The following is a 26,047-nucleotide window of genomic DNA, read 5'->3' on the forward strand; positions in this document are numbered from 1 at the left end:
CCGCGCCGACAGATGAGCGCCAAGCGGTTGGGCGACGCGTTCCCGCTCCGCGGAGGTCGCCCGTGCCGCACGCGGCCGGGACACGGCCCCGCGACAGGCTTCGGGACCCGGACCGGGTCCCGCGGGACAGGATGGGGTGCTGCCGTGACGGCGGAGACGGTACGGCGGGCGGGCTCCGACGACTTCCGGGCGGCGATGGCGCGCTTCGCCGCCGGGGTCGTGGTGGTGACGACGGTGGGCGACGGCGGGCTGCCGCGCGGTTTCACGGCGAGTTCGTTCTGCTCGGTGTCGCTGCAGCCGCCCCTGGTCCTGGTCTGCCTGGCCAACTCGGCCGACTCCTTCGAGGCGTTCGACTCCTGCGGGCACTTCGCGGTCAGCGTGCTGGGCCCCGAGCACCGGCCACTGGCCCAGCGGTTCGCGACCAGGGGCACCGACAAGTTCGCCCAGGAGGGCCTGTCCCGTACGCCCGGCGGCCTGCCGTCCGTGGCGGGCGCGCTGGCCGAACTGGACTGCGAGGTGCACGCCCGGTATCCGGCCGGGGACCACATGATCCTGATCGGCCGGGTGTCGGACGCACGCCTGGGCGGGGACACGGCGACCCCCATGGTCTATTACGAGAGGGACTTCCGCATTCTGGCGTGAGCGGTACGGGATCGTCGGGCCGCCGCGCGACGAAAACGCCATGGGATCATCGGCCTATTGCCCCCGCGTCACACGGGACACAGAATGACTATCGCGCCCCCACTGCCGGAGGCGGGTTGTCGTTGCGCGGCAGGAGAGATTTTCCGAACTGCCCCCGACACTTCAGTGCCAAGCGGCGGGACGACATGTCCCCGCTCCGCTGATATCGCCTGGCCCGGACGTCAAAACCACATCGCCTGCGAAGGTTTCGGATGGCGAAGGATGGGAAATGGGAGATACGAGGATGCTGCTGAAGGTTGATCCGGTCGATTCCTTTTCCGGAACATTCCGAGTTCCCTCTTCGAAACCGGAGACGCAACGGGCGATTCTGGTCGGCACCCTGGCCGACGGCACCTCACGGGTGTTCAACGACCTCCGTTGCGACGAGACGGAGACCATGAAGAACGCGTGCCGTGCCATCGGCGCCACGATAACCGAGCACGACGACTTCCTGGAGATCCAGGGCATCGGCCAGTCGTCCCCGCGCATCGGGCGCGTCATCCAGTCCCGCGGGTCGGGCCTGGTGTTCCGCGTGGTGACGGCACTGGCCTCGGCGCAGCCGTCGGCGGTCGTCGTCACGGGTGACGCGACCCTGCGCAACCGGGTGATGGAGCCCCTGCTGCGGGCGCTGCGCGAACTCGGCGCGGACATCGAGTCGATCGTCGGCGAGGACCAGGCCCCGGTCGTCAACTGGGGAGGCGGCCTGAAGGGCGGCACCTGCCGGCTCCCGGGCGACATCAGCTCGCAGTTCATCACCGCCATCCTGTTCGCCGCGCCGCTGGCCGACGGGCCGGTGGAGATCGAGGTGACGGGCGAGGTCTACTCCCAGTCGTACGTGCGGCAGACGCTGGCCAGCCTCACCGAAGCGGGCATCAAGGTCACCGCCTCGGAGGACATGCGCCGCTACCAGGTGGAGCCCTCCGCCTACCAGGCCCAGGACTTCACCATCCACGAGGACTACACCTCGGCCTCGTACCTGCTGGCCGCCGCCGCGCTCTTCCCGGGCCGGACCGTCCTGACCAACGTGTACGGCGACAGCATGCAGGGCGAGTTCGCGATCGTCCCGATCCTGGAGCGGCTCGGGGTGAGCGTCACCTTCGACCGGGCCACCTCGTCGCTGACCGTCGACAACCCGCCGGGAAGCATGTGCGGCGACTTCGAGGTGGACACCCGGGACTGCCCCAACATCGTGCCCACGCTCGCCGCCCTCGGGGCCTACGTGCAGGGCAGTCTGCGGGTGACCGGCGGACGCCTCACCCGCTTCCACAAGGCGTCGCGGATCGAGGCCATGGCCGCCGAACTGACCCGTGCGGGCGTGGACATCGAGGTCCTGTACGACGACGGGATCTGCGACGGCTTCCTGGTCCGCGGCGCGCGGACCTACCCCGGCGGGGTGACGCTCTCCAGCTGGGGCGACCACCGCATCTTCATGTCGCTGTTCGTGGCGGGTCTGCGCATGGGGTCGGCCAACCGGTTCTCCGGCTTCGAGGACGTCCGGCTGTCCTTCCCCACGTTCCTGGAGGAGTTCGCCAGGGCGGGGGTGCGGGCCACGGCCGTCGAGGAGGAGACCGTGCCCGCCGCGCCCGTCGGCTGACCCGCCCCCCGGCATCCCCGGTGGTGCGCGCCGCCGCGGCACCGCGCACCGCCGGGCCCGGCCGGAGAGGCCCCGGGGGCATTCACCGCCCCGACGCACGACGCCCCGCACGCCCCGTCCGCTCCCCCGTTCAGGAAGTCCTCTTGATGCCCGCCACACCTGCCCCCCGGCTGCGCGCCGATGTCTCCGGGCTGCCCCGCTACGTCCCCGGCCGAGCCGCTCCCAGCGACCGGGTGGACAAGCTGTCGTCGAACGAGAACCCCTATCCGCCGCTGCCGTCGGTCGTCGCCGTGCTGCGCGAGGAACTGGAGCGGGTCAACCGCTATCCCGATCCCGCCGGCCGGCACCTGGTCACCCGGCTGTCGGAGGCGCTCGCGGTGCCCCCGGAGCACATCGTGCCCGGCACCGGGTCCCTCGGCGTCACCAGGGACCTGCTGCGCGCCGCGGCGGGCGAGGGCGACGAAGTGGTGTTCGCCTGGCGGTCGTTCGAGGCGTATCCCCAGCTCACCTGGGCCAACGGGTCGACGTCCGTGCAGGTTCCGCTGCGCGACGAGCGGCACGATCTGGAGGCCATGGCCGACGCGGTGACGGACCGCACCCGCATGGTCATCGTGTGCAACCCCAACAACCCGACCGGCACGGCGGTCCGCCGCGACGAGCTGGAGCGCTTCCTCGACCGGGTACCCGGCCATGTGCTGGTGGTGCTCGACGAGGCGTACCGCGAGTTCGTCGACGATCCCGGCGTCCCCGACGGCGTCGAGCTGTACCGCGGGCGTCCCAACCTCGCCGTTCTGCGCACCTTCTCCAAGGCGTACGGGCTGGCGCGGCTGCGCGTCGGCTACGCGGTCGCGCATCCGCCGGTCGCGGCCGCGCTGCGGGCCTGCGCGGTGCCGTTCGGCGTCAGCGGACTCGCCCAGGCCGCCGCGCGCGCCTCGCTGGACGCGGAGCCCGAACTGATGGAGCGGGTAAGGACCCTGGTGGCCGAGCGCGCCCGGGTCACCGACGCGCTCCGGACCGCGGGCTGGACGGTTCCCGACAGCCGGGCCAACTTCGTGTGGCTGCGTCTCGGTCCGCGTTCGCGCGCGTTCGCCGACGCGTGCGAGGCGGAGGGCGTCATGGTGCGCCCCTTCGGCGACGAGGGGGTGCGGATCACCGTCGGCACTCCGGAGGCGAACGACCGCCTGCTGAAGATCGTGGGCGACCGGCGCGGGTGAGGCCCGGCCGCGGCGGCCCGCACGGCCTGCCGCCGGCACCCTCGCCCGCGCGGACTCCCGCAATCCCCCCGGGGGGGTCGGTCGCGGCCCTCGGGATTGCGGGAGTCCGCCCTCGCGGCACGTTCCCGGATTGCCGGGAAAGGGAGCCGGGTTCGCCGGCCCGGAGTCCGCCCGGCAACTCCGTTGTCCCCTCGGGCACCCCGCGGACGACGCCCATGGACGACGGACCGACCATACGATCACCGTTGCGATTTGACGGCGGTCATGGAATGCTCCCCATAGACTGCGCCTACCATTGATTTCGTCCTGCGAACGAAATGGCGTATGCACACGGGGGGAGATTTCATTGCAGTTATGCCCGCTCGCGCTTTCCGTCGATCCGCCGGGTTCCGTGAATCCCGGCGAGGCTTCCGGAACGGGAAGCCCCCGTCCGGCGGAAGACCGTCGCGGCCACCGGCCGACGGGCCGCAGGCTCCTCGCCCGGCGCCGGAGCGCCTCCGCCTCCGCGCCGCCCGGTGACACCGGTCCACCGGTCTCCGCCTCGGTCCGGACCACGGCGTCATGCCCTGTCCGGCCCCCTCTTCCCCCTCCTCCTCCCCGGACCGCCCCACCGGCGTGCCGCGCTTCCCGGGCCCGCGCGGCCCGGCCGGGCCGGACGCCGGACTGACTGCTGCGGCCGTCGCCCGCCGGGTGACTCGCCGGCGCTCACCATCCAGCGGCAGCATGCCGGGTGAACGAAGTCCTTGGACTTCTTTCCCATGCCCCTTTCGGGAGACGCGAGGAGAGGCAGGACGTGGAAGAAGCACCGGTCATGGAACTGACGTGCCGGGAGTTAGAGGTACTCCGCCTACTGGCACAGGGGTTGAGCAACCGGCTCATCGCCCGGAACCTCGACATATCCGAGAAGACCGTGAAGAACCACCTCAGCAGCATCTACCCGAAGATCGGCGCCACCGACCGCATACAGGCGGCCCTCTATGCCCGGGACACCGGCCTCACCGACCCCGGGGAAGCGGCTCCGTGCGCTCCGGTGTCCATGACCGTCCGTGAAAAAGGGACCCTGTCCGCCGACCCCGCTCTCACCGCACGTGAACAGAGCGTACTCGGCCTATTGGCCCTGGGGTTGAGCAATCGACTCATCGCCCGGAATCTCAACATATCCGAGAAGACCGTGAAGAATCACCTTAGCAGTATCTACTCGAAGATCGGCGCCACCCACCGTACCCAGGCCGCCCTCTACGCCCTGTATTCCGGTCCTCTGGCCTATCCCGCAGCGGTGCCTTTCCGACCGGAGAGACCCGCGCTGACGGTCAGTCCCCCTCGCTGAGGAACCTCCGCACCAGTTCCCCGGCCTCGGCCCGGCACTCCTCGAAATAGGCGTGCCGGGCGCCCGGGAAGAGGTGGGTGCGGGCACCGGGAATGCGGGAGGCGAGCAACCGGAGATTGTCCGACGGGGTCAGCCGGTCCTGGTCGCCGTGGAGGATCAGGGTGGGGGCCGCGATGCGCGGCAGATCGTTCCAGGCGTCGTGCGCGTTGCTGGCCACCAGGTGGCCGCGGCGTGCGTGGGCGGGCATCCGCGGGTCACCGAGGGTCCGGTAGGGGCCCGGGTTCGCGGCCCGCCAGCCGGGTGAGTACATCAGATCGGCGAGCACCTCGCGCACGGCCTCCGCGTCCGGCCGGGCGAGGGACCGCCGGACCGACGCGTCGCGCTCCACCGCGTGCGCACCGCCCGGGGAGGTGCAGCCCAGGACCAGCCGGCGGACCCGCTCCGGGTGGCGGATCGCGAGCGACTGCGCGACCCGGCCGCCCATCGAGGTGCCGTACACGTCGGCGCGCGCGATGCCGAGCGCGTCCAGCACGTCGACGACGTCGTCCGCGAACCGCCCGATGGAGTACGGCCCCTGGGGCTTGTCGCTGTCCCCCGTGCCGCGCGTGTCCAGGGTGACCGTGGAGCGCAGGGGGTGGAAGTCCTCGCGCACGCCGTCCCACCAGTGGTGGTCGTTCGCCTGCCCGGCGAGGAGCACCAGCGGCGGCCCCTCCCCGCGGTGCTGGTGGGCCAGCGCGGTGCCGTCCTGGGCGCGGACGAGGGCCGGGGCCGGCCGGTCGTGCTCGGTCATCGACGTCCTTCGAAGGGGCGCGCGGGGCGGCACGCGGGTGCCACGGGTCCCCCCGACAGTAGCCGGAGCGGGGACGCCGCACCGGCGCACCGCCGTTCCGGCTAGGGTCGGCGGGACGTCGGCGCGCCACGGCGGCAGCGGCACCAAGGCGCCCACCCTGCACAGGAGTTGCGGTGCGCCGAGATCCGCCCGGGGCTCCGGCCGATGCCGGGGAGAGGTCCCGGCGCTCCCTGCGACGCCGCTCCCGGGGCCGCGGCAACGCCCGCCGGTACGCACCCTGTTGCCGGGGTCCGGCTCAGCGGACCGTCCGGCGGGCCCGGGCCATCTCCATGTCCGGGACGTGCTCCTCGGCCCAGAGGCGTATGGCGCGCAGCGGGCCGAGCAGTGAACGGCCCAGCGGCGTCAGTGCGTACTCGACGCGGGGCGGGTTCTCGTCGTACTCCTGACGGCTGATCAGCCCGTCGGCCTCCAGGGAGCGCAGGGTCTCGGTCAGGGCCTTCGAGGTGATGCCCCGGATGTGCCCCTTCAGTTCGCCGAAGCGGCGGGGCCCGTCGTCGAGGGCGTTGACGACGAACACGGTCCAGCGGGCGCCGATGCGGTGCAGCACCGTGCGGCTCGGGCAGGTCGCCGCCATCACGTTGTACGCCTTGCCCATCGCTGCCCCCAGTTTCGTTGAAGATACCGGTATCAAATCCATACCGTTCTCTCCGATCCTACGAGAGGGCGTGACGCATGGAGCGGATCCTCGTCATCGGCGGTGCGCGGGCGCTCGGCGCGGCCGTCGCGAGGCGTGCGGTGAAGGACGGGTACGACGTCGTGGTCGGCGCCCGGGACCTGACCGCGGCCGACGCGCTGGCGCGCGAGATCGGCGCCCGGGCGGTACGGGTCGACCTGCAGGACGAGTCGACGCTCGCGGCCGCGGCGGAGCGGCTGGAGGAGGGGGTCGACCACATCGTGACGACCGGTTCGGCGCCGCACGACGTGCGCGCGGCCGAGCTGGACCGGGACAGGCTGGTGGCCGCGTTCACGGCGAAGGTGATCGGCCCGATGCTGGTGGCCAAGCACTTCGCACCGGTGCTGCGGCCGACCGGGTCGATGGTGCTGTTCTCCGGTGTGGTCGGCCGGCGTCCCGGGCCGGGGTCCCTCGTCAAGGGGGTCACCAACGGCGCGGTCGAGTACGCCGCGCGCCACCTGGCGGCGGACCTGGCGCCGGTACGGGTCAACGCCGTCTCGCCCGGTGTCGTGGACTCGGGCGCCTGGGACCGCCTCGGTGACGGCAAGGCCGCCCTGCTGAGCAGGAGCGCGGCCGGGACCCTCGTCGGACGGCACGGCGTGACCGACGACGTCGTCGACACGGTGATGTGGCTGCTGCGCGCCGGATTCGTCTCCGGCGAGACGATCCACGTCGAGGGCGGCGCCCGCCACACGTCCGCCTGACGTCCGGCCGCGGGGCGCCCGGCCCTCCGGCCGCCGGGTGCCCGGATCCCGGGAGCGCTGCCCGCTCCCGGGATCCGCGCTCGCGTGTGCGGCCCAGAACCGGCGGGACCCGGAAGGTGCCACCGGCCGGCGGTCCCGCAGCACTCCCCACCGCCTCGTTCCCGGCCGCCACACCGCCGTCACGCGGACCCGGTTCCCAGCCCTTCCCAGTCCTCCAGGAGGCAGAGCATGTCCGAGCACATCCTGATCGTCGGCCCGGGCCGCGACTTCCCCCCTCGCCTCCGCCGCGCCGAGCCCGGGGCCCGGACCACGGTGATCTGCGACATCACCTACATCGGCCGGGTCCGCGAACCGGGTGGGAACGCCCGGGTCATCTGCGTCCGCAGGGACGCCCCCGAGCAGGAGTGGATCGACCTGGCCATGGCGGTGCACAAGTTCGACCCGTTCACCCGCGTCAGCTCGTTCGGTGAGTCGGACCAGTACCCCTACGCGGCGATCGCCGAGGCCCTGGGACTGCCCGCGCACAGCAGACGGACCGTGAAGCTGGCCCACGACAAGGCCGCGATGCGCGCCTGGCTGCGCGAGAGGGGAATCGACGGCGCCGCCTCGGCGCGCGTCCGGGACCTGGACGAGCTGCGCGCCTTCGTGGGGCGGCACGGCCTGCCGTGCATCGTGAAGCCGGTGACCAACGCGGGCAGCGCCGGGGTCAGCAAGGTCGCGTCCGAGAGCGACCTGGAGCGGGCCCTGGAGCGGGCCGGCGGGAGCGGTACCGGTTCGGCCGAAGGAGGCGTGCTGGTCGAGGAGTTCTTCGACGGACCGCAGTTCAGCGTCGAGGCGTTCTCCGAGTCCGGCGAGCACGCGGTGGTGGGCGTCACCCGCAAGTACTCCGACCCGGTGAGCTTCGTCGAGCTGGGCCATGTCTCGCCCGCCGGCCTCTCCGGCGAGCGGAGCCGGGAGATCGGGACGTACGTCGAGCGGATCCTCGACGCCATCGGCGTGCGCGACGGGCCCACGCACACCGAGATCGTGCTCACCGACCGGGGACCGCGGCTGATCGAGACGCACATCCGCATGGGCGGCGACAGGATCCCGGACCTGACCCTGGACGCCACCGGTGTCGACATCGACGACTGCGCGGTCCGCCAGGCGCTCGGCGAGCGGGTGCTGCCGGGCATCCGGGCCGTCCTCGACGCCGCGGACCGGCCGAGCCGGGCCTCGTCGGTCTGGTTCGCCTCGGTCGACACGGCCGGCGTCCTCGACGCGGTCACCGGGACGGACGAGGCGGCGGCCGTGCCGGGGGTGACCGAGGTGTCGGTGCTCGCCGAGCCGGGCACCAGGATCGGCGCGCTCGTCGACTCCGAGTCACGGCTGGCGTGCGTCCGGGCGCTGGCGGACACCGCCGACGCCGCGGTGACGGCCGCGCAGGAGTCCGTCTCCCGGCTGGAGTTCAGGATCAGGGCGCGCCCGCAGAGCGGCGGCGAGGCGGTCTGAGACCCGGTCAGGTGCCTCCCGCCTCCGTGTGGCGTCGCCCAGCGCCGTGTGGCGTCGCCCAGCGCCGTGTGGCGCCGCCCGGCGCCGGGAGGCACGTGACCGCGCGTGGCCGCGCCCTCGCGGTGACGCGGCCCTCCCCCGACCGGCGCCGCCGGTGCCCGCCGGCCGGTCCAACCGGCCGTCCGGCACGAGCGCTCGTCCGGCACGAGAGTGCCCGTCCTGCGCAGAGTGCTCGCCCGGCGCCAGGGCGCCCGCCGGCGGGCGGCGACGGGCGGCGACGGGCGGCGACGGGCGGCCGGAGTCGACCCTGTCGTGCCGCATCCCTTCAGGTCCCGCGAGAGAGAAGAGAACCCTGACATGACGGCTGGCCCCCGGACCGCCGCGCCGCGCGGCGGCTCCTCGTCACGCTCGGGATTCTGGCACTTCTGGGCCGCCTCGGGCATCAGCAGTCTGGGATCCGGCATCACCGCCGTGGCCCTGCCGCTGACCGCCCTCGCCGTGCTGGACGCGTCGGCCTTCGAGGTCGGTCTCATCACCGCCGCCAGCTACACGGGCGCGGTCCTCATCGGGCTGCCGGCCGGGGTGATCGTGCAGCGGTTCCCGTTGCAGCGGCTGCAGGTCATCATGGACCTGATCCGGGCCGCCCTGATCGCCTCGGTCCCCGTCGCCGCGTGGCTGCACATGCTGACGCTCACGCAGCTCGTCCTGGTCGGGCTCGCCATCAGCCTGGCCAACATCCTCTTCGACGTCGCCAACACGGCCTTCCTCCCCTCCCTCGTCGCCAAGGAGGAGCTGACGGCCCGCAACAGCCTCCTCTCCGGAACCCTGGCGACGACCCAGCTCGCCGGGCCCTCACTGGGCGGCCTCCTGGTGCAGACGCTGGGGGCGGCCACCAGCCTCCTCACCGACGCGGTCAGCTACCTGGTGTCCGCGGTCTTCCTCTGGCGCGTCCCCAACAAGGACTCCCGCTCCGCCGCGCGCAGCCACGAGCCCTTCGCGCAGCAGGTGAGGGCCGGGCTGAGGTTCGTACTGCGGCATCCGGTCATACGCCCCTGCGTGGTCGCCTCCACCGCCCTCAACCTGTCCTCCGGCGTGGTCCTGGCCACGGCGCCGGTCTTCCTCGTCAGGACGGCCGGGCTGCCCGCGGGGACGGTCGGGCTCGTCCTCGCCAGCGACGGGGTGGGCGCCCTGGCGGGGGCCGCGATCACCACCCGTCTCTCGGCCACGATCGGAACGGCCCGCGTCGCGCTGGTCTCGACCGCCGCGGGAGCCGTCCTCGCGTTGGGCATGCCGCTGGCCCACGCGAGCTGGACGGCGCTCTGCTTCGCCCTGGGCCAGGCCGGCTTCGCGGCCGGCATCACCGCGTTCAGCATCGTCACCCGCACCCATCGCCAGACCGTCACCCCGCCGGACCTGCTGCCCCGCGTCGTCGCCTCCGTCCGCTTCTTCACCTGGGGAGCGATTCCGGTGGGCGCGCTGCTGGGCGGTCTCGCCGCCGACACCCTCGGAGCGCGCAACGGCCTCCTGGTCGGCTGCACCGCCGCCTTCCTGGCGCCGGTGGCCCTCTACGCCAGCAAGGTGCGCCGCTGCAGGGACCTCGCCGACTGAGCCTCCTCCGGCGGTCCGCCCGGGCTCGCTCCGGCCTCCCGGGCGGCGCGGCGCGCGGGCGCGGGGGCCGGGGCGCCGTACCGCTCGGACGGGGGCTCCCCGGAGCGCCGGTCCGGTCGGCCCGGGTCACCGGATACAGTGCGCGGGACGCCGGCCAGGGCAGGGAGAGGAAGCGTGACCGACACCAGCGACACCAGGCCCGCCGACGGCGGGGAGCGAGCGCCGCGGCCCAGCCGGCTGCACCGGCTGATGCGATGGGTCCCCCTGATCGCGCCCGTCCTGCTGTGGGCGGTGCCCTGCTGGGTGCTCCTGTACACCGGCCAGCACTGGCCGCTGCCCGTCACACTGGCCGGTACCCTCCTCTTCGCCCTGGGCCTGGTCTGCATGCCGCTCGCGATGGTGCGCGGCCACGGCCGGCGCCGGCAGGACCGGGCGGCGGTCATCGGCGACACCCTGCTGGGGACGAGCTGGGTCCTGTTCACCTGGTCCGTCCTGACCGGCGTCCTGCTGCGGCCCGCCCTGGCCGTGGCCGATGCCGGCGGGGCCGAGGACCGGGCCCGCACCGTCACCTGGGCCGCCCTCGGCATCACCGCGGTACTGCTCACCCGGGGGTACGCCGAGGCACGCCGTGTGCCTCGCGTGCGCCGGCTCGACCTACGGCTCCCGCGACTGGGTGCCGGGCTGGACGGCACCCGTGTCGTCCTCGTCACCGACACCCACTACGGCCCCCTCGACCGCGCCCGCTGGTCGGCGCGGGTGTGCGAGAGGGTGAACGCCCTGGAGGCCGATCTCGTCTGCCACACCGGCGACATCGCGGACGGCACGGCAGAACGCCGCCGCGCCCAGGCCGCCCCGCTCGCCACCGTGCGGGCCACCCGGGCCCGTGTGTACGTCACCGGCAACCACGAGTACTACAGCGAGGCCCAGGGCTGGGTCGACCTGATGGACGAACTGGGCTGGGAGCCGCTGCGCAACCGTCATCTGCTGCTCGAACGCGGAGGTGACACCCTGGTGGTCGCCGGGGTGGACGACGTCACCGCGGAGTCCTCCGGCCTGCCGGACCACCGCGCCCACCTCGCCGGAGCGCTGAGCGGCGCCGACCCCGGCCTGCCCGTCCTGCTCCTGGCGCACCAGCCCAAGTTCGTCGACCGGGCCGCGGCCGCCGGTGTCGACCTCCAGCTCTCCGGCCACACCCACGGCGGCCAGATCTGGCCCTTCCACCATCTGGTCCGCCTGGACCAGCCCGCCCTCGCCGGACTCAGCCGGCACGGCACGCGCACCCTCCTCTACACCAGCCGCGGCACCGGCTTCTGGGGGCCACCGTTCCGCGTCTTCGCCCCCAGCGAGATCACCCTGCTCGTCCTCCGCTCCCCGCACCCGCCTCCCGCGCCGTAGCACCGGACGGCGCGGGCCGCCCCCGTCGCCCGACGGCGGCCCGCCCACCACGCGGTCACGGGGGACGGACGGCCGGGGCACGGATACGACGGTCCTTCCCCCGGTGGAGACCTCCGGTCCACCGGGAGATACTGGTCGTGGGTTCAGCGCTTCCGCATCCGGCGACGACCCGACGATCCCCTGAACCGACCCCCGTCATCCCGCGCCGGAACTCCCGGCGGCACGGAACCGGGACGAGGCCCTGGCACCCGACTTACCGCGTCGGTTCAAGGCGAGTGGCAGGGTGAGAATCATGACCGAGTCCCATGAGGGCCGCACCGGGCCCGACGTGCGGATCGAGTTCAGGACGGATCCGGACGCCGACACGCGGCACGGAGTGGAGAGTTCCGTCCGGGCCATGGCGGCCCACTCGGCCGAACTGACCGCGCGGGCCCGTGCCGAGAACTCCGGGAGCGACGAACTGACGGCACTGGTCGACGACGCCCTCCGGCGGCAGATCGACTCGGATCCCGGGGCGGCCGCGGCACTGGCCGAGATCCTCGACCGTCCGCTGGGACCCGAGTTCGCGCCGGGCTCGGCGTCCCCCCGGGTCGTGGGCGCGTCCCCGCCGTACGACTACCACTGGTCCTGGCACGACCTCAACGGTGCTGCCCCGGACCAGATGATCCTCGACGACGCGGCCGCACACGCGGCCCTGTACGCGAAGTCCGGTCTGGGCGGGGCGGGAACGTTCGTCAACGCGCACGCGGGGTTCGGCATCGGATTCCGCGCGGGCGGCTCCCGGGTGATGCGGGCGGACTCGGGCCGCCGGGTGACGTTCGGGTACGTGGCGGGGGCCAAGGGGTTCGGCTCCAACGCGACCGTCGAGGGCGGCCTGGACTGCACCGTGTTCGAGAACGGCCGGTTCGTGAAGGGCGACAGCCGGAGGATCTTCCGGCGGCGGGCGAGCGTCAACGAGACGTTCGTGGTCAACCCCGGTACCTGGGTGCTGGATTCCTCGATGCCGCTGGAATTCCCCGCGGTGGCCGGGCGGGACTACAACTTCAACGTCGGTGTGTGGGTGTACACGGACAACACGTCCGGTGTGGGCGTGTCGGCCGCGAAGTCCCTGTGCCAGGTCCTCGTCGAGTCCATGTGGGTGGCTTGACGGCGTCCCCCGACGGGGCGGCCCTCCCCGCAGGGGAGCGACCCCGCCGGCGGGGCCCGGCCCGCCGCGCCCCGCCCCGCGTCGGCACATCGCTCGCGGCGGACGGGGCGCCGCCGGTGCGTGGGACGGGGGCCGGTCCGCCCGTCAGGGGCCGGGGGAGCGCGGGGACGGCGGCTGAGGGGGCTATCCGTGGTTGTTGTGGGTGGAGGAGGTGTCCTCGGGGGGTTCCGTGCGGCCTCCGTCGCTTCCGGTGGCGATCACGGCGATCAGGGCGGCGATCGCCCCGGCGACGGCGACGCGTCCGGTCAGGCGCAGGGACCAGCCCGCCGGGGAGCCCGTGTGGGCTCGCGGGGCGCGCAGTCGCTCCGCGCCGCGGGCGGGCCGGATCAGGCGCAGCAGCAGGAGTGCGGCGACGGGGAGTTGGAGCAGCCAGACCGCGGTGCGGAAGGCGCCGTCGTACCAGACGTTCGTCCCGTAGAGCAGGGTGTGCCAGACGCTCAGCGCATAGACGGCGATGACGAAGCGGTGCAGCACCCGCCAGGTCCTCGGACCGATGCGGTGCCTGACGTAGAAGAGCAGGCCCAGCGGGATGGCCAGGTAGAGGGCGGCCTGACCGATGGGGATGGCGACGCGGCCGGTGCCCGAGTCGTAGCCGCCGGGGACGAAGCTCTCCACGAAGGCCGTGGCGACCGCGGAGTGCCAGCGCGCCGAGTCGGAGTACACCAACTGGGCGGCGAACAGCAGGGCGTGCGCGACGATGAGGGCGATCGTGTTGAGGCTGGTGGTGCGGTGCAGGCGTTCGAGGCGCTGGGCGGAGAGCGGGAGCCGGGAGGGGCGGGGGCCCGAGAGGAGCAGTCCGAGGACGACGGTGATCCAGGCCCACAGCAGCGCGGACCAGCCGAACGCCTGGCTGAGGAAGTACATCCAGAACTCCCCCGCGTCGGCCATGAACGGCATCACGGTCACGGTCGAGGAGGTCCTGGCGCGGATGCGGGCGTAGAGGAGGGCGAAGACGGATCCGGTCACGGCCAGCGCGACCAGCCCGTCGGGCACGGAGGCGCGCAGGTCGGAGCGGAGGGTGGGGCGGCGCGGCCGACGGGTGCCCGGTTCGGCGACGGGGGCCTCGGACGGCTCGGAGGCTGACTGCGGTGGCGGTGACGTCATCGTGCGGCCTCTTCCGTCGCGTCGGCTGCTGGGCGGGGGTGTCCGGGCCCGGCCGGGCCGCGGTCCGGCGGCGCCGGGCAGGGCGCTGTCCGGTCGTGTCCATGGGATGAGTCGGAGGGGCGGGGCGCGGAGTTCCCGCCGGGGCCGTGTGGCGTGGGTCACAGGATGGTGTCGGCCCTGCCTCGGGTGCGCCATTCACCCGTTCCGGTGCGCGCCTCCTTCCCGCCCCGTGGGGACCGCTCCCCCGCTCCGGCGGGCGCTTCCCCGTTCCCTCCGGGCGGGCGCCTCCCGCCCTCTGGGTGGTCACCTCCCGTTCCCTTCGGACGGCCTCCCTCGCCTCGCTCCGGCAGCGTCGCCCGTTTCCTCCGGACGGCCCCCGCCGTCTCACTCCGGTGGTCGCCTCGCGCCCGGGGGCGCCCTGTCCGTCCCGGGGTCCGGGGCCGGGGTACGGGGGTGACGGCGGCGTGCCGCGGTCGTCAGCAGGGCGGGGAGGAGCAGGGCCTGGAGGGAGACGGCCAGCCAGAAGCCGCGGGCCGAGCCGAGCGCCTCGGCGCCCGCGTACATCTGGCCGCCGACCACTCCGCTGCCGAACGCTCCGAGGCCCGCGGCCAGCCGTTGCCGGCCGAAGACGGTGGCCGGTGGCGCGGTGGAACGGGCCAGTGCCTCCAGGTCGTTCTTGAGAAAGAGGACGATCTCGCCCCCGCAGACGAGCACCGCCCCCGCGCCGATGCCCAGGTGGCCCCCGTACGCGAGCACGGCCGTGCCCGCCGCCATGCTCCCGAAGCCCGTCCGCAGGGCGTCCCGGTAGGTCAGTGCGGCGATCCACCGCGACAGCGGCGGCTGGGCGGCGACCAGGAGGCAGGCGTAGCCGGTGAGCACCGCGCCGTAGTAGGCGGCCGAGGTGCGGGGGACGGCGTAGAGCGCCAGGTAGTGCTGGAAGAACATGAAGACGTACACGCTCAGCAGGGTCACGGCGAAGGGCGGCGGGCCGTCGGGGCGGCTCGGGGGCGGGTCCGTGCCACCGATGCCCTCCGCCACCGGACGGGACGGTCCGCCGTCGTCCACCGGGCCCCCACCGCCCGACGGGTCCGCGCCCTCACCCGCCCGGTCCGGGACACCGTCCGCCCGGTCCGGGACGCCCTTCGCCCGGTTCGCGGCGCCCTCCGGTCCCCCGCGGTCCGCCGGACCCGCCGGCAGCAGCGCGTGCCCCGCGCCGACCAGCGCGAACAGTACGGCGACGCAGGCGAACAGGGCCGCGGGCGAACCGAGGACGAAGGGGGCGGCGAGCGGCGGGCCGAGGGCGATGCCCGCGTTGAACGCCGCACCGCTCAGCGAGAGCAGCCGGGGCCGCTCGGCCTCCTCGGCCCCCTCCACCAGGTACGCCTTGTTGGCGGGCAGGTACAGGGCCGCGCCGCAGGAGACCAGGAAAAGGGCGCCGACGGCGAGCGCGGGGCTGCGCGTGCCGGGCACGAACGCCGCGAATCCGGCCGTCCGCAGGGCCAGCGCCGTCAGCATGGTGGCCCGCAGGCCGATGCGCGCGGCCAGCCGGCCGGCCCCCACTCCGCCGGAGAACTGCAGCAGCGAGGCGACGGCGAGCACGGCGCCGACCGTGCCGAGTCCCAGCCCGAGCCGCTGGTGGAGGAGGACCGACAGATAGGGCAGGACCGCGAAGCTGCCCACGGTGATCAGGAACGAGGCGGCCAGCAGGAAGCCCTGCGGGCCGGTGACCCGCCGGCCGCCGGACCGGGGGCTACGGCCCATCGTCGGCGACGACGGGGCGCACCCGGGTGGCCGCGCTCCAGGCCCGGTGCTGGGCCAGTTCGGCCGTCGCGCCCTCGGCCCGCACGATGCCGGTGCAGCCGCGCTGGTCGGCCACGGACGGCACCGGGTCGCCCGGCGCCCTGGTCGGGTACCAGCACACGCCGCCGGGGAAGGCCGCGAGTTCGTCGAGCCCCTGCCAGCCCTCCAGGACGCCCGTGCGGTCGGCGTAGACGAGGACGAACGCCTGCGCGGGGCCGGTGTGCCGGAGCGGAGCGTCCATCAGGCGCGGTCTGCGGCCCAGGGCCTCGTCCATCATGGCGGTGTAGACGTTGGTGCCGAGCGAGCGGCACAGCGCCTCGCCCACCAGGGCTCCGCCGATCCGCCGGTTGATCTCGACGAGCTCGGGGCCCTCGGCGGTGAGGACGAACTCCACGTGGGCGAAGCCGCGGTGGTGCCCCGCCGCGCGCAGGACGTCCCCGGCCCACCGCTCGACCGCGGCCGACCGGTCCTCCGGCAGCGCGACGGGGAAGGCCGCCGCCTCCTCCCGTACGGCGGGCTGCCGGGAGGTCTGCCTGCTGAGCACACCGAGCAGCCGCGTCGTCCCGTCCCAGCCGAGGGTCTCGGCGCTGTAGAGCGGTCCGGCGAGGAACGCCTCGGCGAACAGGCTCCCCGAGAGGCGCCGCCCGGCGGCCTCGCCGAGAGCGCGGCGCAGGGCCGCCTCGTCGTGGACGATCCAGACGTCGCGCGAGGAGGTGCCCGAGGAGTCCTTGAGGACGGCGGGCAGGCCGACCGCGCGGCGCACCGCGTCGTCGGCGCCCGGGCCCGGGGCGACGCGCACGGCGCCGCTCCGGCTCAGTCCGCGGCGGTGCAGCAGCTCCCGTACCCGGTACTTGTCGCGCAGCAGCCGTACGGCGGCGGGGTCCGGCCCGGGGAGGCCGAGCTCGGCGGCGAGGTCGGCCGCCGGGACGCTCCAGGTGTCGGTGGTGTTGACCAGGCCGGCCAGTCCGGGCAGGGCGGTCAGCGCCCGTCGGGTCGCCGCCGCGTCGAAGGTGTCGACGTCGACGACGGTGAGCGCGCCGTCGGGCAGGGTGGCCAGCTCGTGGCGGTAGACGGACCGGTCCGCGGTGAGCAGGCACAGGGTGTGCCCCGCCGCCGCGGCCGCGGCGGCCATGCGGCCGAGGCCGAAGGAGAGGGATTCCAGGGCCGCGATGGTCATCGGGTCGCCTCCAGGGGCCAGGCGGGGTCCGCTCCGGTGGTGCCGGTGTCCCGCCCGGGCCGGGCCGCCTCGGGGCCGGGACGCCGCCCCCACGGCATCACCGACCAGGGCGGGCGCAGTTCGCCGAGCCGCCGGATGGGCCGGGGCCTGAGGGTGCGGATGTCCTGGGCCTCGGTGTGCCGGGCGAAGACCCGTTCGGCGTAGCGGTGGCCGGTGTCCGCGCCGAGGACGAGGTGCAGGCGGCCGGGGTCGCGGGCCGCCTCCCACGAGGAGACCAGGTGCGCGGCGCCGGTGGAGAGTCCGGCGAAGGCCGCGTGCTCCCGCAGCAGGCCGACCGCCCCGGCCATGGCGTGCCGGAAGTCCAGCCAGTGCAGGGTGTCGTACAGCTCGTGCCGCACGTTCCCGAAGGGGATGGAGCTGCCGATGCCCGCGATGATCGACTCGGGGTCGGTGAACCGCTCGCTGCCGAAGGTGACGCTGCCGAAGGGCTGGATCCCGACCAGCCGCACCGTCCGACCGGTCTCCCGCAGCGCCTGGACCAGGCCGCCGGTCGAGGAGCCGGTGCCGACGGCGCCGACGACGGTCAGGGGGACGTCGGGCAGGGTCCCGGTGACGAGGTCGGCGAACTCCCGGTACCCGGCGTAGTGGACGGAGTCGTGGTACTGCCGCATCCAGTGGTAGTCGGGCCGCCGCGCCAGCAGTTCGCGCACGCGGCTCACGCGGCGCTCCTGGTCGAGCCGCAGGTTCGACGAGGGGGGCATCTGGTCCACGGTGGCCCCCAGGACCTCCAGTTGCGCCCGCATCACGGAGTCGACGGTGGTGGACGCCACGATGTGGCAGCGCAGGCCGTAGCGGTGGCAGGCGAGGGCGAGCGCGAGGGCGTAGATGCCGCTGGAGCTGTCGATCAGGGTCTGCCCCTCGACGACGCGCCCGCGGCGCAGCAGGGTGCGGACGGCGCCCAGGGCCGCGTAGACCTTCATCGTCTCGAAGCGGGCGAGGACGACGTTGCCGCCGAGCCTGATCAGGTCCGGTGCCTTCAGCGCGTCGGTGATGTGCTCGTGGACGGGGGCGGGCGGGGCGGCCGTCTCCGCGCGGGGCCCGGCCGACGCGGCTCTCCGCTCGCCGGGCGGACGCGCCGCCGTGGTGCCGGGCGCGGGATCGTGGTTCTCGTGGTGCGGTGACATGGTGTACCGGTCCTCCAGGGCTGCGGGCGCCGGATGGTTGGCCACGAGCGGGCGGCAGGGTCGGGCGGGTCCACGGGGCTGCCGTCCCCGGCGGCGGGGAGCGCGGGGCGGTGCCGGACCGGCGCGCGGGGCGCCGGGGCGGAGGCTGCGGGTACGCCGCGGGCTCGGGCGGGGGCCGGCCGTCCGGTGCCGGGGCCCGAGTCCCCGGTGGCCGGGGGGCCGGTGTCACGGCCTGCGTCCCCGGACGATCAGCCGCCGGGAGTGCTGGTCGTACGCGCGGCCGTCGAAGCCGCCGAAGCACTCCACGTCGGTGAACCCGGCGGTGCGGAACAGGTCGTGCAGTTCGGCGGCGCTGTAGAGGTGGGAGGTGAGGGACACGGTCCGCGCCGCCGTGCCGCGCACCAGCGTCCAGTCGGTCCGCAGCCTGCGCCAGCTGTCGAGGACGACGTCCCGCTGGACCACGTACGAGCCGTCCGGCAGGTCGACGGCCTGGGGCCGGCCGATCCAGCCGGCCAGCACCTCCTTGCCCATGACGTCGACGAGGAGCCGGCCGCCGGGGGCGAGGCTCTCCCACGCGTTGCGCAGCACCCGGAGGTTGTCGTCCGGATCGTCGAAGTACCCGAAGGACGTGAACACGTTGAGCACGGCGTCGTACGCCCCGGGGTCCGTGTACGTGAGCATGTCGCCCCGGACGAGGCGCACTTCGGCACCGGCCTCCCGGCAGGCGGTCCGTGCGCGCTCCAGCATCGGTTCGCTCAGGTCGACGCCGGTGACCTCGAACCCCCGGGCGGCCAGCGGCACCAGGAACAGCCCCGGGCCGCAGCACAGGTCGAGCACCCGCGCGCCGGGCGGGAGGTCGAAGAAGGGCGACGTGGCCACCAGTTCGGCGGCCGACCGGGCGCGGTCCGGGGAGAACATGGTGGGCGCGAAGTCGGACCAGAGCGTGTCGTCCTCGTACCATTCCATGGCGCCCGGCCTCCCTCTCGGACCCGGCGGGCCCTGTTGGCAGCTCCTGTCCCTTCAGTAGTCGGCCGCCCCCGGCGGCTGGTTCCCGGCGATCGAGGGACCGGGCTGGGGGCCGGGCAGGGGGCCGGTGGCCCCGGTTGGCCTCAACACCCCTTTCAGCGGAGCCTGTTGCGTGCGATGGTTCGGGTGAGGCGTGAGGGGGAGACGCGACCGCCATCCGTTCCGATCCGGCAGGAGAATCCGTGACGTGAGCGGCACGGACAGGAGGACGGGCCCGCCATGACCGCCGGGCGGGCCTGTCGTGCGACGAGGACCGCGGTGTTCGCCGCCGTCTGCGCGCTGCTCGCGGCCCTGGGGCACGGGATGATGTCCGGCTCCCCGGTGGCCTGGTGGGCCGTCGCCGCGGCGTTCGCGGGGACCGGCGGAGCGGCGTGGTGCCTGAGCGGGCGGGAGCGCGGGCTCCCCCTGGTCGTCAGCGTCTCGATGGCCGCCCAGGCCGGCTCGCACCTGTGGTACTCGTTCGCGCGGACGATCGGGCGGCACGACGGGGCGGACCCCGACGCGGGGGTGTGCGCGGCCCACGGATCCGCCGTGGCCCGCCCGTCCGCCATGGCGGACGGCATGCCGGCGGAGCCCGCGGGCTCCCCGCCGCTCACGGTGTACGGCGAGATGGCGGAGATGTCGTCGGCCGGTATGGCCGCGGTCCACCTCCTGGCCGCGCTGCTGTGCGGCCTGTGGCTCGCGCACGGCGAACGCGCCGCCTTCCGCGTCCTGCGCGCCCTCGCCGGATGGCTCGCCGCGCCGCTGCGGGCGCCGCTCCTCCTGCCCGCTCCCCCGCACCGGCCGCGCCTCCGCGTCCGCCGGGACCGCTCCGTCCGCGCGCCCCGGCGGCTCCTCCTCGTCCACTGCGTCACCTCCCGGGGTCCGCCGGCCGCGCCCGCTGTCGTCTGACAGCCGGTTCCCCGTGCCGCTCCGGCGCTCCGTCCGGACGGCCCGGGCATCGGCCGTACGCCTCCGTGCGGTCGTACCCGATCACCCCGCGTGGCCGCACGCCGTCACCGGGCCCGCCGCCGGACGGCGCCCGGCCCGGGTTCCCGAGAAGGACGCCAGATGATCCCTCCTGCCCTGCCCACGCCGCCCGACGAACCGGCGACGGCCTGGGCGCTCGCCGCCCGCACCGGCGACGCCGAAGCCGTCGAGCGCTTCGTGAGCGCCCTGCACCGCGACGTCCGCCGCTACATGACCAGCCTCGGCGCGGACCCCCACACCGCGGACGACCTCACCCAGGACACCTTCCTGAGGGCCCTCACCAGCCTGCACCGCTTCGAGGGCCGCTCCTCGGCCCGTACCTGGCTGCTGACGATCGCCCGCCGCGCGATGGTCGACAGCCTCCGGTACGCCGCCGCGCGGCCCCGTCTCGCGGACACCGACGACTGGCAGGGGGCCGCCGAGCGCGTCCAGCCCCGCGGTCTGCCCGGCTTCGAGGACGGCGTCGCCCTGGCCGAGCTGCTCGCCGCGCTGCCCCGGGAGCGCCGCGAGGCGTTCGTCCTCACCCAGGTGCTGGGGCTGCCCTACGCGGAAGCGGCGCGCCTCACCGACTGTCCGGTGGGGACGGTCCGTTCCCGGGTGGCGCGCGCCCGCGCCGGACTGATCGCGTCGCTGGACGCGGCGGAGGAAGCGGCGCCGGGGCGCTCCGCGGCCTGAGCGGGGCCGTCGGGCGGGCGGTGGGCCTGGCCGCCCGGCGGCTCCAACGGTCCTGGCGGGTTCGGCCGGGACGGCAGGTTCGGCCGGCCCGGCAGGTCACCAGATCCACCGGATGCCGTCCGCTCGGCGGGGCCGGCGGCCCGGCGACTCCGGCCCGGTGAAGGCGCCGGGGCAGGGCGCCGGGGGCTCGGTGACATGTCCGCCGGGCAGGAACGAGCCCGGCCGCAGGGGGATGTTCGCGGCCGGTGGTCGGGCGGGCACCCGCCCTCGGCGTCATGGGCCGAGCACTTCCCCGGCGCCCGTCCGCCTCGTTCGCCCTCGCGGGCTCGGGCTCGGACGCGGGCTCGGGCTCGGACGCTGATGTGAGGGCGGGACCGGGGCAACGCCCCCGCCTCGGCCGAGGGTTGACCAGCGGGGCACCCGCAGGCCGCACGCCCCTCCCGGCCCCCGTCGCCGCGCTGTCGCCGACTCCGACTCCCCGGTTCCGGCTCGGCGCGTCCACCGTCTTCGCCGCCGTACTGAACGGCCGCGCTCCCGTGGGGCGTTACGGCCGGGCGCCCACATTCCAGGGGTCGCGGATCGCGCGGCGGGTGCCCGGGGCGCAGCCGCTGTAGGCGCGGGCCACCCAGCTCTGCAGGTGCGGGGCCTGGGCCAGCAGATGCCGGTAGACGCGGACCGCGTGGTGGTGCAGCGCCTCCGCGACCGCCGGGTCCACCTCCTCCCGGCGCCAGACCAGCAGGTGCCGCTGCCAGAGCGGGTCGCCGGTCAGCGGTTTGACCAGGACGCCGTCGATGGGGCGGATGGTGGGCTGGACGACGGCCACGCCGAGCCCCATGGCGATCATGGTCTGGAGCTGCTCCAGGATGTGGAACTCATGGGTGCTCGCGGGGGTGAAACCCGCCGACTCGCAGGCGTCGTAGAAGGCGGCGGGCCATCCGACCCCGTCGTCTGAGGAGACGAACCAGGTGTCGTCGGCCAGTTCCTCCAGCGGCACGTCCAGCCGGTGGGCCAGGGGATGGCCGGAGTGCATGGCCACGAAGATCGGGACGGTGTTGATGGCACGGTGCGCGAGGGCCGGGGAGTGGCGCAGGGGCAGGCCGGGGTAGTCCATGCCGAGCACCGCGTCGACCTCCCCCGCCTCCAGCAGCCGGAGCAGTTCCCCGGTGGCGTACACGCTGCACACCGAGACGGTGAGGTCGGGACACGCCTCGCGCAGATTGCCGAGCAGCTCCGGGAGGACAGGGGTGTTGGTGACACCCAGCCGCAGGGTCCGGGCCCCCGCTCCGGGCGAGCCGGGGCCGTGCCGCCGTCCCAGGGCGTCGGCGCGGGAGAGGACGTCGCGGGCCTGGCTGACCACCTCCACGCCGTACGCGGTGAGTTCCACGCCGGTGTTGCTGCGCACGAACAGACCCTCCCCCAGCAGCCGTTCGATGCGGCGCAGTTGGGTGCTGAGCGCGGGCTGGGTGTAGCCCAGGGCGGCGGCGGCCCGTCCCACGCTGCCCGAGTCCGCGATGGCGCACAGGACGCGCAGATGACGCAGTTCAAGTTCCACAGCACACACCTCGCCGGCTCGGGATGCCGGTCCATTATGCGCCGGATCGGGGGAAGCGCCCACGGGGTGTCCACCACCGCCCTGCGGAGGGCCCGCTCGGACGCGGTGCCGTGGCGTTATGGCCCGGCCGACCGTTCTCTTATGGCCCCGCCCGTTGTCCCGGCGGAGCCGCCCGTGCGAGTCTCCAGATCTCGTCACGGTGAGTGCGCCGACCGACGCGACAAGGGGACTTCATCTTCCGAGGAGACGCACCATGCCCTCCCTCCAGATCCGCTTCGCCCTTGAGCCGATCCCGGGCGCGGTCCGCCGTGCCCGGCACCGCGTCGCCGCGGCCGCCGAGGCGTGGGGCGTGCCGTTGGACGAGGACCTGCGCTTCCGGATCGAGGTCGTGACCTCGGAACTCCTCACCAACGCGCTGCGGCACGCCCCCGGTCCGACGGAGGTCGAGGTCTCGCTGGAGCGGGACCTCCTGCTCGTCGCGGTCCACGACGGCAGCCCAGTGCTGCCGACGGCGTGCGCGACGGACGGCGAGCGGGAGGGGGGCCGGGGGCTGGCCCTCGTCGAGGGGCTGTGCCTGCTGCACGGCGCCGACCGCACCGCGGACGGGAAGCGCTGCTGGGCCGTCGTGCCCGTCCCGGCGCCGGTCGACCGGACGCCGCGGGCTCCGGCCGGCGCCGGCCGGGCCGGCGAGGGGGAACCCACCGGGCGCTGGTCGATCACGCCCGACGGCCTGGAACTGCTGAAGCGGCTGCTCCCGGCGGGGTACGCCCCGGAACCCTGACCGGCCGGGCTCCCCGGTCCGTCGGTCCCGGCCCGGCCGCCGGAGCCCCGGTCCGCCGACACCTGCCGGGCCGGCCCGCCGACGCCCCTGCCGGAGCCCCTCGGCCCCGGCCCACCCGGCCCCGAGGCCGCGGGCCCGGTCCACCGGACCCGGCCCGCACCCCAGCCCCCCGGCCCGCCGCAGCCGCACCGGCCGCCCCCCTCCGGCGCCGCGGGCCGGGGCCCTCCCGGAACCCTGCCGGGAGGCCCGGCGTCCGGGTCCTCGGACCCGGGCCATGAGTCCCGAAACCCCCTGCCACCTGGCCTCCTGTACCACCGGGGGCGGCGCCGCCCGGCACCGCCCCGCCCCGCACCCCCGCCGGCCGGGACGGATAGCCTGTCCGTCCCTCGGCCGCGCCGGGCCTCCCCCGCACACCCCCTCGCACATGAGGTGACCCATTTGACACAGCAGCTCCACGTCGTGCCCGGCACGGACGGCCACGACGGCACCACCCCCGACCCGGCACCCGGCCCCTTCACGGGCGGATGGGCGGACACGGCGGCGGCCCCGCACCCGCTGTCCGGCGCCTCCTGGGCCGCCAAGCGGCGCGCGGCCCTGTCCGAGCGCTTCCCGGGTGAGCGGATCGTCGTGCCGTCCGGCTCTCTGAAGGTCCGCAGCAACGACTTCGACTACGCCTTCCGCCCGCACTCCGCGTTCATCCACCTCACCGGCGAACAGGGCAGCCACGCCGTTCCCGACAGCGTGCTCGTCCTGGAACCCACGGGCGGCGGGCACACCTCCGTCCTCTTCACCCGGCCCCGCTCGCCGCGCGACGGCGGGCCCCGGGGCACGGAGTTCCACGCCGACCACCGGTACGGCGAGTTCTGGGTGGGGCGTCGGCGGACCCTGGCCGAGACCTCGGCCGCCCTCGGCATCGAGGCCGCCGACCGCGACGGGCTCCAAAGGGCCCTGAGCCGCCCCGTCCCGACGCGCGTGGTGCGCGGCGAGGACGCCCTGGCCGACGGGCTGGTCCCGGCCCGGCGCGCGGCGGACGCCGAACTCGTCCAGTTCCTCTCGGAGTCCCGCCTCGTCAAGGACGACTGGGAGATCGCGCAACTGCGCGCGGCCGTCGACAGCACCGTCGCCGGGTTCCACGACGTGGCGGGCGAACTGGAGCGGGCCACCCGGCTGGAGCGCGGCGAGCGCTGGATCGAGGGCACCTTCAACCGGCGGGCCCGGCTCGACGGCAACGGGCTCGGCTTCGAGACCATCGCGGCGGCCGGGGCGCACGCCTGTGTGCTGCACTGGATGCGCAACGACGGCCCGGTCCGCGCGGGCGATCTGCTGCTGCTCGACGCCGGTGTGGAGACGGACGCCTTCCACACGGGCGACGTCACCCGCGTCCTGCCGGTCGGCGGACGGTTCAGCGACGCCCAACGCCGCGTCTACGACCTGGTGTTCGCCGCGCAGTCGGCCGGAATCGCCGCCCTGCGGCCCGGCGCCCCGTACGGCGACTTCCACCGGGCCGCGATGGCGGTCATCGCCGAGGGGCTGGACTCCTGGGGCCTGCGGCCGTACGGCGCCACCGCCTCGACCCCGAAGGCGGAGCTGTACCGCAGGTACACCGTGTGCGGCACCGGGCACATGCTCGGGCTGGACTGCCACGACTGCGCGGGGGCCCGCACCGAGACGTACCTCGGCGGCCACCTGGAGCCGGGGCACGTCCTCACCGTCGAACCGGGGCTGTACTTCCAGCCCGACGACCTGACGGTGCCGGAGGAACTGCGCGGCATCGGCATCCGGATCGAGGACGACTTCCTGATCACGGACACCGGGGCCGAGTGCCTGTCGTCCGGACTGCCGCGGGACGCCGACGCGGTGGAGGAGTGGCTGGCCCGCTCCTCCTGACGGGCGCCACCGGGCCGCCGGACCCCGTGTCCGGCGGCTCCGGCACCCTGGGGTCGTTTGGATCGGGCCGGATCAGGGAGAGGGGTCCGGCGCCGTGCGTCGCGAGGCGGAGGAGGGAGTCGGGGCGGATCCCTGGCGACCGACAACGCGGCGAGGTGCGGTGCCGGGGCCCGCGAGCCCGGCCTGATCCAAACGAGGGACCCCAGGCCCACCCGTCGTCAAGCCCCTGACCTGCGAGCGGCCTGCCATCGGAACCGGAACAACGTGACATTGTATAGTGGGGCGGCGATCGGACCGAGGGCTCGGAGGAGCGCGGATGGCCCAGCTCACGGCACGGACGATCCCGGCCCGGACCCATCTGCGCGACCAGGTGGCCGACGCGCTCCGCGCCGCGCTGATCGCCGGTGAACTCCGCCCCGGCACGGTCCACTCCGCCCCCGCCCTGGCGGCCCAGCTCGGCGTCTCCGCGACCCCGGTGCGGGAGGCGATGCTCGACCTGGCCCGGGAGGGGCTGGTCGAGGCGGTCCGCAACAAGGGGTTCCGCATCACCGAGATGACCGACCGGGATCTCGACGAGTTCACCGAGATCCGCACCCTCATCGAGGTCCCCACCGTCGGCCGGATCGCCCGCACGGTGCCCACCGGGCGGCTGGAGTCCCTGCGGCCCCTGGCACAGGAGATCGTGACGGCGGCCCGGAAGCAGGACGTCCTCGGGTACCTGGAGGCCGACCACCGGTTCCACCTCGGGCTGCTCTCGCTCGCCGGGAACGCCCACCTCGTGACGGTGGTCGCCGATCTGCGCCAGCGCTCACGGCTGTACGGGCTGGGGTACCTGAACGAGTCGGGGCAGCTGGTGGCCTCGGCCCGGGAGCACATCGAGCTGCTCGACCTGCTGGCGGCCGGCCGGGCCCCGGAGGCGGAGGAGTGCATGCGCCGCCACCTCGCCCACATCCGCACCCTGTGGGCCGACGGCGGGGACGACGGCTGAGGGCCTCCCTCGGGACCGCCCCACCACCACCGCGCCCGGCGTGCCGGCACCAGCACCAGCACCAGCACCAGCACCAGCACCAGCGGATGATCCCGCCCGGCCCGACGGCGCGTCACCCTCCGCGCCCCGGGGCCGGGTCCGTGTTTCGTCGAAGCGCTTC

General features: G+C 74.7%; 22 protein-coding genes. 14 read left to right on the plus strand and 8 right to left on the minus strand.

Annotation, left to right across the window (positions count from 1 at the left end):
* The first annotated feature begins 195 nt into the window (after positions 1-195).
* The 4 genes from ACZ7LB_RS16540 (at position 196) to ACZ7LB_RS16555 (ending at position 4,816) form a co-directional block, all read left to right on the plus strand.
* On the plus strand, positions 196-642 hold the full coding sequence (locus tag ACZ7LB_RS16540) for a flavin reductase family protein (RefSeq protein WP_471468870.1): 447 nt from the start codon (positions 196-198) through the stop codon (positions 640-642).
* Between the two features lie 283 nt (positions 643-925).
* Positions 926-2,275: a 3-phosphoshikimate 1-carboxyvinyltransferase gene (aroA, locus tag ACZ7LB_RS16545; protein WP_471468803.1), complete on the plus strand. Its 1,350-nt coding sequence runs from the start codon at positions 926-928 to the stop codon at positions 2,273-2,275.
* Between the two features lie 146 nt (positions 2,276-2,421).
* Positions 2,422-3,489 (plus strand): histidinol-phosphate transaminase, encoded by a 1,068-nt coding sequence (gene hisC, locus ACZ7LB_RS16550; RefSeq protein ID WP_471468805.1) that lies wholly within the window; start codon positions 2,422-2,424, stop codon positions 3,487-3,489.
* 793 nt (positions 3,490-4,282) lie between these two features.
* A complete protein-coding gene (locus tag ACZ7LB_RS16555; RefSeq protein WP_471468806.1) occupies positions 4,283-4,816 on the plus strand; it encodes a response regulator transcription factor in 534 nt (177 codons plus the stop codon).
* Here the strand turns inward: ACZ7LB_RS16555 and ACZ7LB_RS16560 are convergent.
* Positions 4,800-5,606 carry an alpha/beta fold hydrolase gene (locus ACZ7LB_RS16560; protein WP_471468808.1) on the minus strand — a complete coding sequence of 269 codons (807 nt, stop codon included), beginning with the start codon at positions 5,604-5,606 and terminating at the stop codon, positions 4,800-4,802. The genes ACZ7LB_RS16555 and ACZ7LB_RS16560 overlap by 17 nt on opposite strands.
* Positions 5,607-5,901: 295 nt before the next feature.
* Positions 5,902-6,261, minus strand: coding sequence for a winged helix-turn-helix transcriptional regulator (locus tag ACZ7LB_RS16565; RefSeq protein ID WP_471468810.1), 360 nt, complete (start codon positions 6,259-6,261; stop codon positions 5,902-5,904).
* 77 nt (positions 6,262-6,338) lie between these two features.
* On the opposite strand from ACZ7LB_RS16565, the gene ACZ7LB_RS16570 reads away from it, so the two are divergent.
* The 5 genes from ACZ7LB_RS16570 to ACZ7LB_RS16590 all read left to right on the plus strand — a co-directional run bounded on the left by ACZ7LB_RS16570 (position 6,339) and on the right by ACZ7LB_RS16590 (position 12,684).
* The gene (locus tag ACZ7LB_RS16570) at positions 6,339-7,043 is read left to right on the plus strand and encodes an SDR family NAD(P)-dependent oxidoreductase (protein WP_471468811.1); all 705 of its coding nucleotides are present in this window, start codon (positions 6,339-6,341) and stop codon (positions 7,041-7,043) included.
* A gap of 228 nt (positions 7,044-7,271) precedes the next feature.
* Positions 7,272-8,534: an ATP-grasp domain-containing protein gene (locus ACZ7LB_RS16575; RefSeq protein WP_471468813.1), complete on the plus strand. Its 1,263-nt coding sequence runs from the start codon at positions 7,272-7,274 to the stop codon at positions 8,532-8,534.
* A gap of 357 nt (positions 8,535-8,891) precedes the next feature.
* Positions 8,892-10,142 (plus strand): MFS transporter, encoded by a 1,251-nt coding sequence (locus tag ACZ7LB_RS16580; RefSeq protein WP_471468815.1) that lies wholly within the window; start codon positions 8,892-8,894, stop codon positions 10,140-10,142.
* Positions 10,143-10,316: 174 nt separating this feature from the next.
* Complete coding sequence (locus ACZ7LB_RS16585) at positions 10,317-11,537, plus strand: metallophosphoesterase (protein ID WP_471468817.1); 1,221 nt, start codon at positions 10,317-10,319, stop codon at positions 11,535-11,537.
* Positions 11,538-11,829: 292 nt separating this feature from the next.
* Positions 11,830-12,684 (plus strand): hypothetical protein, encoded by an 855-nt coding sequence (locus tag ACZ7LB_RS16590; protein WP_471468818.1) that lies wholly within the window; start codon positions 11,830-11,832, stop codon positions 12,682-12,684.
* Positions 12,685-12,867: 183 nt separating this feature from the next.
* Here the strand turns inward: ACZ7LB_RS16590 and ACZ7LB_RS16595 are convergent, their stop codons facing one another.
* From ACZ7LB_RS16595 to ACZ7LB_RS16615, 5 genes are all read right to left on the minus strand, one after another.
* Positions 12,868-13,848 carry a ferric reductase-like transmembrane domain-containing protein gene (locus tag ACZ7LB_RS16595; protein WP_471468820.1) on the minus strand — a complete coding sequence of 327 codons (981 nt, stop codon included), beginning with the start codon at positions 13,846-13,848 and terminating at the stop codon, positions 12,868-12,870.
* 384 nt (positions 13,849-14,232) lie between these two features.
* Complete coding sequence (locus ACZ7LB_RS16600; protein WP_471468822.1) at positions 14,233-15,609, minus strand: MFS transporter; 1,377 nt, start codon at positions 15,607-15,609, stop codon at positions 14,233-14,235.
* Positions 15,599-16,825, minus strand: a complete 1,227-nt coding sequence (locus ACZ7LB_RS16605) for an ATP-grasp domain-containing protein (RefSeq protein ID WP_471468823.1) — start codon at positions 16,823-16,825, stop codon at positions 15,599-15,601. Before ACZ7LB_RS16605 ends, ACZ7LB_RS16600 begins: the two co-directional genes overlap by 11 nt.
* The gene (locus ACZ7LB_RS16610; protein WP_471468872.1) at positions 16,822-18,009 is read right to left on the minus strand and encodes a pyridoxal-phosphate dependent enzyme; all 1,188 of its coding nucleotides are present in this window, start codon (positions 18,007-18,009) and stop codon (positions 16,822-16,824) included. The genes ACZ7LB_RS16605 and ACZ7LB_RS16610 overlap by 4 nt, the downstream gene beginning before the upstream one ends.
* Positions 18,010-18,234: 225 nt before the next feature.
* Entirely contained in the window at positions 18,235-18,975 is a 741-nt protein-coding gene (locus tag ACZ7LB_RS16615) for a class I SAM-dependent methyltransferase (protein WP_471468825.1), read from the minus strand.
* A 279-nt stretch (positions 18,976-19,254) separates the two neighbouring features.
* On the opposite strand from ACZ7LB_RS16615, the gene ACZ7LB_RS16620 reads away from it, so the two are divergent.
* Positions 19,255-19,926, plus strand: coding sequence for a hypothetical protein (locus ACZ7LB_RS16620; protein ID WP_471468826.1), 672 nt, complete (start codon positions 19,255-19,257; stop codon positions 19,924-19,926).
* A gap of 159 nt (positions 19,927-20,085) precedes the next feature.
* Positions 20,086-20,679 carry a sigma-70 family RNA polymerase sigma factor gene (locus ACZ7LB_RS16625; RefSeq protein WP_471468828.1) on the plus strand — a complete coding sequence of 198 codons (594 nt, stop codon included), beginning with the start codon at positions 20,086-20,088 and terminating at the stop codon, positions 20,677-20,679.
* A 544-nt stretch (positions 20,680-21,223) separates the two neighbouring features.
* On the opposite strand, the gene ACZ7LB_RS16630 is transcribed toward ACZ7LB_RS16625, so the two are convergent.
* A complete protein-coding gene (locus ACZ7LB_RS16630; protein ID WP_471468830.1) occupies positions 21,224-22,231 on the minus strand; it encodes a LysR family transcriptional regulator in 1,008 nt (335 codons plus the stop codon).
* Positions 22,232-22,484: 253 nt separating this feature from the next.
* Between ACZ7LB_RS16630 and ACZ7LB_RS16635 the strand changes: the two genes are divergently transcribed.
* The 3 genes from ACZ7LB_RS16635 (at position 22,485) to ACZ7LB_RS16645 (ending at position 25,887) form a co-directional block, all read left to right on the plus strand.
* Positions 22,485-23,012: an ATP-binding protein gene (locus tag ACZ7LB_RS16635; RefSeq protein WP_471468831.1), complete on the plus strand. Its 528-nt coding sequence runs from the start codon at positions 22,485-22,487 to the stop codon at positions 23,010-23,012.
* Between the two features lie 459 nt (positions 23,013-23,471).
* The gene (locus ACZ7LB_RS16640) at positions 23,472-24,899 is read left to right on the plus strand and encodes an aminopeptidase P family protein (RefSeq protein ID WP_471468874.1); all 1,428 of its coding nucleotides are present in this window, start codon (positions 23,472-23,474) and stop codon (positions 24,897-24,899) included.
* Positions 24,900-25,215: 316 nt separating this feature from the next.
* Positions 25,216-25,887: a GntR family transcriptional regulator gene (locus tag ACZ7LB_RS16645; RefSeq protein ID WP_471468833.1), complete on the plus strand. Its 672-nt coding sequence runs from the start codon at positions 25,216-25,218 to the stop codon at positions 25,885-25,887.
* The last annotated feature ends 160 nt before the right edge of the window (positions 25,888-26,047 follow it).

The sequence above is a fragment of the Streptomyces sp. NPDC107521 genome, from assembly GCF_055598485.1.

Coding starts and splice junctions, on each gene's coding strand:
- ACZ7LB_RS16540 (WP_471468870.1), top strand. CDS start 196: ATGGCGCGCTTCGCCGCCGGGGTCGTGGTGGTGACGACGGTGGGCGAC.
- aroA (WP_471468803.1), top strand. CDS start 926: ATGCTGCTGAAGGTTGATCCGGTCGATTCCTTTTCCGGAACATTCCGA.
- hisC (WP_471468805.1), top strand. CDS start 2,422: ATGCCCGCCACACCTGCCCCCCGGCTGCGCGCCGATGTCTCCGGGCTG.
- ACZ7LB_RS16560 (WP_471468808.1), bottom strand. CDS start 5,606: ATGACCGAGCACGACCGGCCGGCCCCGGCCCTCGTCCGCGCCCAGGAC.
- ACZ7LB_RS16565 (WP_471468810.1), bottom strand. CDS start 6,261: ATGGGCAAGGCGTACAACGTGATGGCGGCGACCTGCCCGAGCCGCACG.
- ACZ7LB_RS16570 (WP_471468811.1), top strand. CDS start 6,339: ATGGAGCGGATCCTCGTCATCGGCGGTGCGCGGGCGCTCGGCGCGGCC.
- ACZ7LB_RS16575 (WP_471468813.1), top strand. CDS start 7,272: ATGTCCGAGCACATCCTGATCGTCGGCCCGGGCCGCGACTTCCCCCCT.
- ACZ7LB_RS16580 (WP_471468815.1), top strand. CDS start 8,892: ATGACGGCTGGCCCCCGGACCGCCGCGCCGCGCGGCGGCTCCTCGTCA.
- ACZ7LB_RS16590 (WP_471468818.1), top strand. CDS start 11,830: ATGACCGAGTCCCATGAGGGCCGCACCGGGCCCGACGTGCGGATCGAG.
- ACZ7LB_RS16595 (WP_471468820.1), bottom strand. CDS start 13,848: ATGACGTCACCGCCACCGCAGTCAGCCTCCGAGCCGTCCGAGGCCCCC.
- ACZ7LB_RS16600 (WP_471468822.1), bottom strand. CDS start 15,609: ATGGGCCGTAGCCCCCGGTCCGGCGGCCGGCGGGTCACCGGCCCGCAG.
- ACZ7LB_RS16605 (WP_471468823.1), bottom strand. CDS start 16,825: ATGACCATCGCGGCCCTGGAATCCCTCTCCTTCGGCCTCGGCCGCATG.
- ACZ7LB_RS16610 (WP_471468872.1), bottom strand. CDS start 18,009: ATGTCACCGCACCACGAGAACCACGATCCCGCGCCCGGCACCACGGCG.
- ACZ7LB_RS16615 (WP_471468825.1), bottom strand. CDS start 18,975: ATGGAATGGTACGAGGACGACACGCTCTGGTCCGACTTCGCGCCCACC.
- ACZ7LB_RS16620 (WP_471468826.1), top strand. CDS start 19,255: ATGACCGCCGGGCGGGCCTGTCGTGCGACGAGGACCGCGGTGTTCGCC.
- ACZ7LB_RS16625 (WP_471468828.1), top strand. CDS start 20,086: ATGATCCCTCCTGCCCTGCCCACGCCGCCCGACGAACCGGCGACGGCC.
- ACZ7LB_RS16635 (WP_471468831.1), top strand. CDS start 22,485: ATGCCCTCCCTCCAGATCCGCTTCGCCCTTGAGCCGATCCCGGGCGCG.
- ACZ7LB_RS16645 (WP_471468833.1), top strand. CDS start 25,216: ATGGCCCAGCTCACGGCACGGACGATCCCGGCCCGGACCCATCTGCGC.